This window comes from Streptomyces sp. NPDC038200 (assembly GCF_055600785.1).
Genome location: NZ_JBVJYH010000010.1, coordinates 39,456 through 51,874, shown reverse-complemented (window position 1 = coordinate 51,874; position 12,419 = coordinate 39,456). Strand labels below are relative to the sequence as shown.

General features: G+C 72.4%; 8 protein-coding genes. 5 read left to right on the top strand and 3 right to left on the bottom strand.

What is annotated here, in order from left to right; all coding sequences use genetic code 11:
• Window positions 1-86 precede the first annotated feature (86 nt).
• From ACZ7KF_RS21555 to ACZ7KF_RS21545, 3 genes are all read right to left on the bottom strand, one after another.
• Window positions 87-764, bottom strand: a complete 678-nt coding sequence (locus ACZ7KF_RS21555) for an AIM24 family protein (RefSeq protein WP_471077219.1) — start codon at window positions 762-764, stop codon at window positions 87-89.
• Window positions 765-820: 56 nt separating this feature from the next.
• The gene (locus ACZ7KF_RS21550) at window positions 821-2,194 is read right to left on the bottom strand and encodes a CAP domain-containing protein (RefSeq protein WP_471077216.1); all 1,374 of its coding nucleotides are present in this window, start codon (window positions 2,192-2,194) and stop codon (window positions 821-823) included.
• A 69-nt stretch (window positions 2,195-2,263) separates the two neighbouring features.
• Entirely contained in the window at window positions 2,264-3,541 is a 1,278-nt protein-coding gene (locus tag ACZ7KF_RS21545) for a serine hydrolase domain-containing protein (protein WP_471077213.1), read from the bottom strand.
• A 335-nt stretch (window positions 3,542-3,876) separates the two neighbouring features.
• Between ACZ7KF_RS21545 and ACZ7KF_RS21540 the strand changes: the two genes are divergently transcribed.
• The 5 genes from ACZ7KF_RS21540 (at window position 3,877) to ACZ7KF_RS21520 (ending at window position 12,415) form a co-directional block, all read left to right on the top strand.
• Window positions 3,877-5,640, top strand: coding sequence for a M4 family metallopeptidase (locus ACZ7KF_RS21540; protein ID WP_471077210.1), 1,764 nt, complete (start codon window positions 3,877-3,879; stop codon window positions 5,638-5,640).
• Between the two features lie 146 nt (window positions 5,641-5,786).
• On the top strand, window positions 5,787-6,992 hold the full coding sequence (locus ACZ7KF_RS21535; RefSeq protein WP_471077207.1) for an ROK family protein: 1,206 nt from the start codon (window positions 5,787-5,789) through the stop codon (window positions 6,990-6,992).
• Between the two features lie 42 nt (window positions 6,993-7,034).
• On the top strand, window positions 7,035-8,837 hold the full coding sequence (locus ACZ7KF_RS21530) for an alpha-galactosidase D (protein ID WP_471077204.1): 1,803 nt from the start codon (window positions 7,035-7,037) through the stop codon (window positions 8,835-8,837).
• 12 nt (window positions 8,838-8,849) lie between these two features.
• Window positions 8,850-11,198, top strand: a complete 2,349-nt coding sequence (locus ACZ7KF_RS21525; RefSeq protein ID WP_471077201.1) for a glycosyl hydrolase family 95 catalytic domain-containing protein — start codon at window positions 8,850-8,852, stop codon at window positions 11,196-11,198.
• An 8-nt stretch (window positions 11,199-11,206) separates the two neighbouring features.
• The gene (locus tag ACZ7KF_RS21520) at window positions 11,207-12,415 is read left to right on the top strand and encodes an SGNH/GDSL hydrolase family protein (RefSeq protein WP_471077806.1); all 1,209 of its coding nucleotides are present in this window, start codon (window positions 11,207-11,209) and stop codon (window positions 12,413-12,415) included.
• Window positions 12,416-12,419 lie beyond the last annotated feature (4 nt).

Below are 12,419 nucleotides of genomic sequence, written 5' to 3'. Positions count from 1 at the left end.
AAGGGACCGGGGCCCGGTCTGTTGTCGATCAAGACGTCGGTACGGCGGCGGGGGTTGCCCGTGGGTCACGGATCACATGTGAAGGTTCAGTGCTGCTGGGCCTTCTGGGGCGTCAGTTCGCTCGGCCGCACCACGACATAGCCCTCACCCTGCAACATCAGCTGCACGGCCTCGCCGGAACCGCCGCGCAGCATCGAGCCGATGGACTGCGAGCGGTGCAGCGAGGTCTGCAGCTGGGCGGTCCAGCCCACCACCGCGTCCGTGTCGACGTACACCGGAGCCTGCGCCGACACCGGGATGACCAGCGGGTTGCCCTCGCAGACCAGGCCGAGCCGGCCGTGCCCGGTGAACACGCTGTTGAACAGGCCGCCACCCGCGATGCCCGACCCCTTCACCGTCTTGATCTCGTACGACAGGGAGGCGTCGAAACACAGGACGTTGCGGCCGTTGACGGTGAACTGGTCACCGGGCTCCACGTCGACGATGAAACAGTTCTGCGCCTCGTGCGCGAACCAGGCCTCGCCCTGCCCGCGCACCGTCATGAGGGGCAGCCCCTCGCCGGTGACCGCACGCTTGAGCATGCCACCGACGCCCTGGCCCTTGCGCTCGAACGCGAGGTCGCCGCGGTAGGCGATCATCGCGCCCTGCCGCGCGTACATCTCGCCGTTCACCGCGTACTTGACGCACTTGGCGTTCTCGACGGACATTCCCGGCTCCACGGCCGGCTGCACCATGTGCTGACTGGAAAAGAGATCACCCTTCATGCGGGGCATGGTGGCCCGGAAGACTGTATTCCGCCAAGATCACGGAAGGTACCGGTTCAGCCACCGAACAGCTGCGTCCAGTACGTGCCCGCCCGGCCGCCGCCCGCGAAGCCGACGCCGAGGTGCGTGAACTCCCGCTTCAGGATGTTGGCGCGATGGCCGGGACTGTTCATCCAGCCGTCGACCACCTCGGCGGGGGAGCGCTGGCCGCAGGCTATGTTCTCGCCGACCGTGCGCGGGCGGCACCCCGCGGCGGCGGCCCGGTCCCAGGGCTCGCCGCCGTCCGGGGAGGTGTGCGCGTAGAAGTCACGGGCCACCATGTCCGCGCAGTGTGCCTGCGCGGCGGCCGCCAGCAGCGGATCCGCCGCCAGCGGGGGCAGCCCGGCCCGGCGGCGTTCGGCGTTGGTGAGCGCGAGGACCTCGGTGGCCGTGCGCGACAGCCCGTCCGGGGTGAGGGGAGCGGCCCACAGCGCGGTCCAGTACCGCCCGTCGGCACCGGCGTCGGCGTGGGCCAGCGCGGCATGACGGAAGGACGGGTCGAGCAGGGTGCGCCGGGCCCGCTCCGCACCCAGGCAGTACGCCACGAACTCGGCATCGGTGCGCGGCCCCGAGACGAGGTGCTCGCCGACGGTGAGGTACGCGTATCCGGCGGCCGAGATCCGCTGGTGCACCGACACCCCGTCCGGCCCCTCCCCGTCGAGCCGCCCGGCGCCCGCCATGGCCCGGGCGTGCGCTCGGGCGGCGGAGGCCAGGCGCGGATCCGGCGCGACGGGCGGCGCACCGGCGCGGGTGCGGGCGGCGTTGACCAGGCGGGTGAAGTCGTTCGGCGAGGGCGAGGGCGAGGGCGAGGGTGAGGGGGAGGGCGAGGGCGAGGAGGGGGAGCGGGAGGGGCGGGGCGGGGTGCCGGCCGTGGCGCTCCGGCGAGGGCTCGGCGCGGCCGCCTGTCCGTCGTCCGCTATGTCCACCCCGAAGTCCCGGGCGAGCCCGGCCAGTCCGTCCGCGTACCCCTGCCCCAGCGCCCGCAGCTTCCAGCCGGTGCCCGGGCGGAGGTACAGCTCGGCGAGCAGCAGGACGGTCTCCGGGCCCGGCCGCGGCGGCGCGAACCGGGCCACCGTACGGCCGCGGTCGTCGGTGACGTCGAGCCGGGGCGCCGGCAGCCGGCCGAGCGGGGCGCCGGGCTCGGCCGCGCTCACGGCGACCGTGACCCGGCACGCGCCGCCGCGCAGCCCGGCCGGATCGACGGCCAGTGTGTCCCCGCTCAGCCGGACACCGGGCGCCTCGGGCTGGTTGTAGAACACGAAGTCGGCGTCGCCGCCGACCTTTCCGTCGGGACCGGTGATCAGGGCGGACACGTCGAAGGCCCCGGCGACCCGCAGTCGCACCACGCCGTCCGGCAGGACCGCGTTGCCCCCGGGAACCAGCTCGCTCATGCCCCCTACGACGCCGGTGCGATGGCGGCGGGTTCCCTGGGGGGGGGGCGACCGCCCTGCCCGCAGCCCCTACGGCTTGCCCGCCTCCCCCTTCGCCTCCGCGCCCGTCTTCGGCCCGGTCCCGGCGTTCGGGCCGGGCTGGGCCGTCGGCTCGGTCTTGGCCTTCGGCTTCCCGCAGAACGCCGACTCCAGCACCCCCGCCAACGTATCCAGCACCTTGCCGTTGTTGGACGTGTTGGCCACAGCCGTGAGACTGCGCCCCCCGTCCTTCGTGGCGAAGGCGTACGAGTAGTAGCCCTGCACCGCTCCGGTGTGCCCGTACACCGACACCCCGCAGGACAGGTCGCGCCGCCGCAGTCCGAGCCCGTACGCCGTCGTGCTGCTCACCTTGGTGAAGCGCTCCATCTCCGCGAGCCGCGCGGCGGACATCAGCTTCCCCTTGAGCAGGGCACTGTAGAAGACGTCGAGATCCCGCGCGCTGGAGATGACGGCCCCCGCGCTCTGGGCCCAGGAGACGGTCTGCGCGGTCGCGTCGACCAGCGGGGCGCCCGCTTTGTCCGGGGTCAGGTATCCGCGGGTGTACCGGCCGGGGATCGCGGTGTCCGGATGGACGTAGAAGGTGTCGCTCAGCTTCAGCGGTGTGATGATGCGGTCCTGGTACGCGGTCTTCACGGACTTGCCGGTGAGCTTCTCGATGAGCAGGCCGGCCACGACGAAGTTGGTGTTGGAGTACGCGTACGCGGCGCCCGGCGCGTTGGTGCGGGGCTTCTTCAGGGAGAGGGCGACAAGCTCCCGGTAGGTGAAGACCCTCTTCCGGACCGCTTCGAAGCCGGGGACGCTGTCGGCGAACATGTCGTTCGTGTAGTCGTACAGTCCGCTGCGGTGGCTCAGGACGTGACGGACCGTGATCCGGTCGTCCGGCAGCAGCCGCGGCAGATAGCGGTTGACGGGCGCGTCGAGCGAGAGCCGGTGCTCGTCGACGAGCTGGAGCAGTACGACGGCCGAGAAGGACTTGGTGATGCTGCCGATCCGGAACCGGTCGTCGGCCGTGACGGCCCGTCCGGTGGCGCGGTCGGCCACGCCCTTCGTGGCCCGATATGTCCGGCCGTGGTCGTCGATCCGGGCCAGTGCCCCCGGGGCGCCCTGGGCCACGACCGACCGCAAGACTTCGGCCAGTCCGGCGGTGTCGGGCGCCGGAAGCGCCGTTGCCCCCACCGAGCCCGGAGCCGGAGGTGTCGCGGCCCCCGGCCCGCCCGGTGTCACCGTCGCGGCCTGCGCGGGAACCGCGAGCAGCGACAGTGCGACCGCCCCGAGAACCGCTCCCCGCCCCACCGTTGCTGAGACCATCTGCTTCTCACTCTCGTTGGCCGGTTTATGATGCGACATCGGTCACATTCCCCCCTGGGAACCTAAGGGATGGGGGTGGCGTCTCCACAGCCGACACACAGTTGGTCATCTCGTGATCACCCTGTGGCGCCCATTCGTAAAGGATTGCCATAGAAGTTCGCGAAATGGATCATTCCGGCTTTACGCGCACATGACTGATCCGCAAGGGTAGCCCCCGGGGGTCGGAACAACCCCCCGTGACGCCCAACTGCGCCACGCCTCAAGGCGGTTGGCTACTCCGGCCGCCTTCGAACGAAGGACACCTGATCAGATTGCGTAGACCGCACATACGCACCGTGGCGGTCGCCGTCGCGGTGACGACGGCTGCCACCGGCCTGGCCGGCACCGCCCTCGCGGCTCCCTCCACGGGGGTGGAGCGGTCCGCCGCCTCCGCCGCCTCGAACGCCACGGTGGTGGTGGAGGCGGCGCGCACCGCGGCCTTCGCGCACGCCTCGGCGACCGGCGTCTCGAAGGGCGACACTCTGCACGCCCAGGACGTCATGATCGACCCCGAGGGCGCTCGGCACGTCCGATTCGTCCGCACCCACAACGACCTCCCGGTGCTCGGTGGCGACCTCATCGTCCACCTCGACCGGAAGCTGGCCTACACGGGCGTGACCCGTGCGGCCGACCACGCCGTCAAGCCGGCCGCCGGACAGGCCAAGCTGACCGCGGGCCAGGCCGCCGCCAAGGCCGCCAAGGCCGCGAAGGGCGACGCCGGCAGCGCCCAGCTCGTGGTGGACGCCCGTGGTGGCTCCTCCGCCCTCGCCTACCAGGTGACGGTCACCGACCAGGACAGCTCCCGCACGGTCGTCGTCGACGCGGTCACCGGCAAGGTGCGCAGCAACACGCCGACCCGGGACGAGTTCCTGTCGCCGAAGCTGCTCGACACCCTGCGCGAGCGCGGCGAGACCGTCGACCCGGCCACCGGTGCCGGTTCCGCCGCGGCCCAGTCCGGCCTGGCCGGCTCGGGCCTCTCCGGTGCCACGCACTACCCGACGTCCGCCAAGGGCACGGGCAAGACGCTCTTCGTGGGCACCGTCGGCCTCACCACCACGGCGACCTCGCGCGGCCACTACCAGCTCAAGGACCCGAGCCGGTACGGCACCGAGACCCGCGACGCCAAGGGCTCGTACACGGAGAAGTTCAGCGCCGGTACGAAGTTCACCAACACGACCAACGTGTGGGGCAACGGCAAGACCACCGCCCGGTCCACGGCCGCCGCCGACGCTCAGTACGGTGTCACCAAGACGCTGGACTTCTACAAGAGCACCTTCAAGCGCAAGGGCATCGCCAACAACAGCAAGGCCGCCCAGGCGATGGTGCACTGGGGCAAGAAGGTCGCCAACGCCTTCTGGGACCCGACCTGCAACTGCATGCTGTACGGCGACGGCGACGGCGACATGTTCAAGAAGCCGCTCGTCGTCCTCGACGTCACGGGTCACGAGCTGACCCACGGCGTGGTGGAGGCGACCGCCAACCTCCAGCCGACCTTCGTCGACTCCGACGGCAACCAGTACGGCGAGCCGGGCTCGCTGAACGAGTCGCTCGCGGACATCTTCGGCTCGAACGTCGAGTTCTACGCCAAGAACGCGAAGGACACGCCGGACTACCTGGTCGGTGAGAAGCTGGGCCTCGCGCAGAAGTTCCTGCGCCGCCTGGACCACCCGTCGCTCGACAAGCTCGAGGGCACCATCGACTACTGGTCGGCGGACACGTACTACACCGAGGTGCACGCCGGTTCCGGTGTCTCCTCGCACGCCTACTACCTCCTCGCCGAGGGCAGTGGCAAGAAGAAGATCGGCAGCGTCACCTACAACTCGCCGACCTACCACAACGTCACGGTCAAGGGCATCGGCCGCACCAAGGCCACCGCCATCTACTACCGTGCGCTCACCCGCTACATGGTCTCCACGACCGACTTCCACCAGGCGCGCATCGCGACCCTGAAGGCGGCCAAGGACCTGTACGGCGCGAACAGCACCGAGTACAAGACGGTGGACAAGTCGTGGTCCGCGGTCAACGTCACCGCCGCCAACACGCCGGCCGCCCGCCACTGACGGACGGCAGTACACCGGCCCCACAGGATGCCCCGCCCCGCGCGGGGCATCCGCATGTCCGGGCCCGCGCGAGCCCCCGACCGCCTCCGTAACAGCCGTTGTTTCTTTTATTGACAGCGGAAAATAAGGCCCCTAGGTTCCCGGCCATGCGCTCGACCCCGCACGCCGAGACGTTCCCGGCCCACACGCCGGCCGCCGCCCAGGTCTTCACGACGGTCCTGTCCCACGGCCCCCTGACCCGCCTGGAGACGGGCCGCCGGGCCGGGCTGTCCCCGGCGGCCGTCACCAAGGCCGTGCGCCCCCTGCTCGCCGCGGGCTACCTGGTGGAGAGCGGCGGCCCCGGGGAAGGCGCCGACGGGGAGGCCCGCCCCGCCCTCGGCCGGCCCGCCAGTCTGGTCCGGGTCAACGGCGAACGCGCCCTCTTCGCCGGCGTCAAGGCGACCGGGGACGAGCTGATCGCCGTCCTGACCGACCTGTGCTGCCGGGTCCGCCTGGCCCGCCGCGCCCCCCTGCCGGACCGGGCCCCCGGACCCGCCCTGGCCGCCGTCACCGGCCTGGTCCACGAACTCCTCGCCCACGCGGCCGCGTCGCACGCCCCGGTCGCCGGTCTCGGCATCGCCGTGTCCGGGGACGTCGACCGTGCCGAGGGGGTCGTACGGTACTCGCCGTTCCTGGACTGGCGGGACGTGCCGCTGGCCGAACTCGCCGCGACCGCCTGCGGTCTGCCGGTCACCGTCGACAACGACGTGCGGGCGCTGACCGTCGCCGAGCAGTGGTTCGGCGCCGGAGCGGGGCTCAGCGACTTCGCCGTGGTGACCGTCGGCGCGGGCATCGGCTGCGGCCTCGTGGTGCACGGGCGGGTGGTCGCCGGGGCGCACGGCGTGGCGGGGGAGATCGGGCACCTCGTCGTCGACCCCGCGGGCCCCCCGTGCCACTGCGGCAACCGCGGCTGTGTGGAGGCGATCGCCGGGGACGCCGCGATCGTCGCCCGGATCCGCGAGGTGACGGGCCGTCATGTCGCCGACAGCGCCGAGGCGGTGGCCCTCGCCCACCAGGGGCTGCCCGGCGCCCGCGAGGTGTACGCCAGGGCGGGGGAGGCCATCGGCCGGGGCATCGCCACCGTCGCCAACCTGCTCGGCCCCGAACGCGTGATCATCTCCGGTGAGGGGCTGGCCGCCTACGACCTCTTCGCCGAACAGATCCGCCAGGCGTTCACCACCCACGCCTTCGGATCCGCCGCCCGCTGCGACGTACAGACGCGCCCCCTCCCCTTCGAGGAGTGGGCGCGCGGCGCGGCCGCCGCCGCCATCCAGACCTTCATCACCCAGCACCCCAGCAGCGGAAAGAGCTGAGCCGCCCCGACCCGAACCGAACCCACCCAGGAGGTACGGCCCATGCGGTCACCCTCGTACTCCGTCCTGCCCGCGCGCGGGCTCAGAGCCGCCGTCGTCCTGGCCCTCGCCGCCGGCCTCGGCACGGCGGTCCCGGCCACCGCGCACGCCGGCACCACCCCCGCCCCGGCCGCCAAGCCCTTCATGGGCTGGTCCAGCTGGAGCATGCAGTCGTCCCACTACCCCGGCCTCAATCCGGACGGCGACTACAGCTACCTCACCGAGGCCAACGTCCTCAAGCAGGCCGACGCCCTGGCGAAGAAGCTCAAGCCGTACGGCTACGAGTACGTCAACATCGACTCCGGCTGGTGGCGGGACAAGAGCTGGAAGCCCGGCTTCGACGCCAACGGACGCCAGCGGGCCGACCCGGTCCGCTTCCCGCACGGCATGAAGGCGGTCGCCGACCACCTCCACGGCCTCGGCCTCAAGGCCGGCATCTACCTGCCCGTCGGCCTGGAGAAGGAGGCGTACGGCGACGGCAAGGTGCCCGTCCGCGACGCCGACGGCTGCACCACCGCCGACATCGTCTACGGCGACCTGCGCACCACCAACGGCTGGGACAGCGCCTACAAGCTCGACTTCACCCAGCCGTGCACCCGGAAGTACGTCGACTCCCAGGCCCGGTTGCTCGCCTCCTGGGGCTACGACTTCCTCAAGCTCGACGGCGTGGGCCCCGGCTCCTTCAAGAGCGGCGACCACTACGACAACGTCGCCGACGTCGCCGCCTGGCAGCAGGCGATCGCCGCCACCGGCCGCCCCATCCATCTCGAACTGTCCTGGTCCCTGGACATCGGCCACGCCGCCGACTGGAAGAAGTACGCGCAGGGCTGGCGCGTCGACACCGACGTCGAGTGCTACTGCAACACCCTCGTCAGCTGGGAGAACTCCGTCGACGACCGCTTCGCCGACACCCCCGGCTGGACCCGGCACGCCGGCCCCGGCGGCTGGAACGACCTGGACTCCCTCGACGTCGGCAACGGTGCCATGGACGGCCTGACCAAGGCCGAACGCCAGACCTACGCCACCCTGTGGGCCATCGCCAAGTCCCCGCTCTACACCGGTGACGACCTCACCAGGCTCGACGACTACGGGGTGAAGCTCCTCACCAACCGCGAGGTCATCGCCGTCGACCAGAGCGCCTCCCCGCCCGCCCGGCCGGTCACCCCCGCCGACCCCCAGCAGGTGTGGGCCGCGAAGAACCCCGACGGCACCTACACGGTCGCCCTGTTCAACCTCGCCGACGCCCCCGCCGCCGTCACCGCCGACTTCTCCGCCCTCGGCTTCACCGGCAGGGCCACCGTCCGCGACCTGTGGAACCACGAGAACCTCGGCACCCACCGGAACACGATCACGGAGGCCCTCCCCGCCCACGGCTCCCGGCTGTTCACCGTCGCCCCGCACGGCAGTGCCCCCGCCACCACCGGCTACGAGGCCGAGGCCGGCGGCAACACCCTCGGCGGCAACGCCTCCGTCGCCGACTGCTCCGCCTGCTCCGGCGGCAAGAAGGTCGGCAACCTCTACCTCGGCGGCACCCTCCGCTTCGACCACGTCGTCGTGGACCGGCCCGGCACCTACCTGATCGAGGTGGCCTACGTCAGCGGCGACGCCCGCCCGGTGAACGTCTCCGCCGGCCCGGGCGCGGCCACCCGCCACACCTTCCCCTCCACCGGTGACTGGGGCACCGTCGAGAAGGTCGCCGTCCCCGTCACCCTCAAGGCCGGCAGCAACACCGTCACCTTCGACAGCGGTCCGGACTACGCCCCGGACATCGACCGCATCGACGTCCCCTCGTCCCCCCGCCAGTGATCGGAATCCGCCATGGAGCACCCGCCCAGCAGACGCGGCTTCCTCGCCCTCGCCGCGGCCACCGGAGCCCTCACCGCACTGCCCGCCTTCACCGCCACCGCCGCCCCGCGGCGCCCCACCGCCCTGCCCGCCGCCGATGCCCGCCACCAGCTGTGGTGGCGGGCCCCCGCCGACGAGCACGCGCTCATCCGGCAGGGCCTGCCCGTCGGCAACGGCCGCCTCGGCGCCCTCGCCACCAACGACCCCGGACGGGAACTGCTCCTCGTCACCGACGCCACGATGTGGACCGGCGGCCTCAACGGCACCCTCGACTCCGACGGCCAGTTCCCCTACGGCCGGGACGACTTCGGCTCCCTCACCCTCCTCGCCCGGCTCACCGTCGACATCCCCGACCACGACCTCTCCGCCGTCACCGGCTACCGCCGCACCCTCGACCTCGCGCAGGGCGTGGTGACCACCTCATACGTCCGCTCCGGGACCACCTACCGCCGGCAGCTGTTCGCCAGCCACCCCGACGACGTCCTCGTGCTCCGCTTCAGCCAGAGCGGCGGCGGCCGGTACACCGGCACGATCACGCTCGACGGCACGCACGCGGAGAGCGGAACGGCGGACTCCTTCGCCGGCAGCCTCCCCAACGGACTCCGCTACGGCGCCGCGGTGGCCGCGTACGGCAGCGGCGGCAGCATCCGGACGACCGGCGCGCACCTCACCTTCTCCGGCTGCCGGGAACTGACCGTGGTGCTCAGCGGCGGTACCGACTACGCACCCGACGCCGCCGCCCACTACCGCGACCCCGCCCTGGACCCGCGGGCGCTCGCCCGCACCAAGGTCCGTGCCGCCGCCCGGCACTCCGCCGACACCCTGCTGCGCACCCACGTCGCCGACCACCGCGCCCTCTTCGACCGGTTCGGCCTCTCCCTCGGCACATCCTCCGCCGCACAGCGCTCCCTGGACACCTGGGAACGCCTGCGAGCCCGTGCCCGCGACGGTGAGCCAGACCCCGAACTGGAGGCCGCCTACGTCCAGTTCGGGCGGTACCTGATGATCGCCGGCTCCCGGGGCAGCCTGCCGCTCGGCCTCCAGGGACCCTGGCTCGACGGCAACGACCCCGACTGGATGGGCGACTACCACACCGACATCAACATCCAGATGAACTACTGGATGGCCGACCGGACCGGCCTGTCCCCCTGCTTCGACGCCCTCACCGACTACTGCCTGGCACAGCTCCCGTCCTGGACCGAGCTGACCCGCACCCGTTTCAACGACCCCCGCAACCGCTACCGCAACTCCAGCGGCCGGATCGCCGGCTGGACCGTCGCCATCTCCACCAACCCGTACGGCGGAGGCGGCTGGTGGTGGCACCCGGCGGGCAACGCCTGGCTGTGCAACTCCCTGTTCGAGCACTACGAGTACACCGCCTCGCGCGCCCACCTGGAGAAGATCTACCCTCTGCTCAAGGGCGCCTGCGAGTTCTGGGAGACGCGGCTGCTCCCCCACACCCCGCCCGACGGCGGCAGGGAGGTCCTCATCGCCGACAGCGACTGGTCTCCCGAACACGGTCCCCTCGACGCCAAGGGCATCACCTACGCCCAGGAACTCGTGTGGGCGCTCTTCGGCAACTACCGCACGGCCGCCGCGGAACTGGGCCGCGACGCCGGCTACGCCCGCACCGTCGGCGACCTGCGCGACCGGCTCCACCTCCCGGCCGTGAGCCCGAGGACGGGCTGGCTGGAGGAGTGGCTGTCCCCCGACAACCTCGGCGAGACCACCCACCGGCATCTCTCCCCGCTCGTCGGCCTGTTCCCCGGCGACCGCATCCGGCCCGACGGCTCCACTCCCGCCGGCATCGTCACCGGCGCCACCGCCCTGCTCACCGCCCGCGGCATGAACAGCTTCGGCTGGGCCAACGCCTGGCGGGCCCTGTGCTGGGCGCGTCTGAAGAACCCCGACAAGGCGTACCAGCTCGTCGTGAACAACCTGCGCCCGTCGACCGGTGGCGGCAACGGCAGCGCACCCAACCTGTTCGACATCTACGAGGTCGAACAGGGCCGGGGCATCTTCCAGATCGACGCCAACTTCGGCACCCCGGCCGCCGTCACCGAGATGCTGCTCTACTCCCGCCCGGGCCACCTGGAACTGCTGCCGGCGCTCCCGGACGCCTGGGCCGCGGCCGGCTCGCTGACCGGAGCCGGGGCCCGCGGCGGCTTCGTCGTCGACCTGGACTGGCGGGACGGGAAACCCACCGAGGTGCGGATCCGCAGCGTGGGCGGCACCATGACCTCCGTGGGGCACGCAGGTACGTCCCGGACGGTCCGCGTACGACCGGGTGAGACCGTCACGCTCCGGGACCTCGCCCGGTGACCGGCCGGATGGGGCGCTGCCGCCGCGCCGTCGCCGCCCTGCTCACCGCCGTCGCCTGCCAGTCCGGGCCCGCCGCACGAGCCGCCACCCCGCCCGAATCCACCGCCACGACCTCGGGCGTGGTCACCTGGGCGGCGAGCGCCGACCGCATGGGCGAGGGCACGGCAGGCCGGGGCTACCGGCTCGTCGTCCGCACCAGCGTCGGCGGCAGCGACCTGCGGGTGCGGCTCACCAACGCCTTCGGCGACCGGCCGCTCACCCTGGACAGCGTCTACGCCGGCCTGCGCGACCGGGGCGCCGCCCTGCTGCCGGGCAGCAACCGGCCCGTCACCTTCGGCGGCTCCCGCACGGTCACCGTCCCGGCGGGCGCCGCCGCCTGGAGCGATCCGCTCCCCGGCAGGATCCCGGCCGGCGCCGACCTGGCCGTCAGCCTGCACACCCCGGACGCGGCCGGCCCGGCCACCGGTCACTGGATGGCGATGCAGACGTCGTACCTGGCCCAGGGCGACCACACCGCCGAGGAGAGCGGAGCGGACTGGACGGGGACGACCGGCTCCTGGTGGTACCTCGACTCCGTCGCGGTACGGCCCTCCCGCGCGCCCGGGGGCGCCGTGGTCGCGCTCGGCGACTCCATCACCGACGGCTGGCAGTCCACCACCGACCTCGACCGCCGCTGGCCCGACTACCTCGCCCGGCGTCTGCACACGGCGGGCGCGGCCGTCCAGGGCGTGGCCAACGAGGGCGTCTCCGGCAACCAGGTCCTCGCCGACGGCGCCGGGCAGTCCGCGCTGCACCGGCTGGACCGGGACGTCCTCAGCCAGCCCGGTGTCCGGACCGTCCTCCTCTTCGAGGGCGTCAACGACATCAAGGCCCACACCGGTGTGACGGCGGCCGATCTGATCGCCGGCTACCGGGAGGCCGCCCGGCGGGCACACGCGGCGGGCGTCTGCGTGGTCGTCGCCACCGTCGGTCCGTTCAAGGGCTGGTCCGAATGGGACCCCGCCGCCGAAGCCGTACGGCAGGAGGTGAACCGGTTCCTGCGCGGCAGCGCCGACTTCGACGGCGTCACCGACTTCGACCGGATCCTGCGCAGCCCCTACGACCCCGAGCGCGTCCTGCCGTTCTTCGACGGCGGCGACCATCTGCACCCCAACGACAAGGGCATGCAGGCCCTCGCCGACGCCGTCGACCCCAACGGCCTGGAGTGCGCCCGCTGAACCG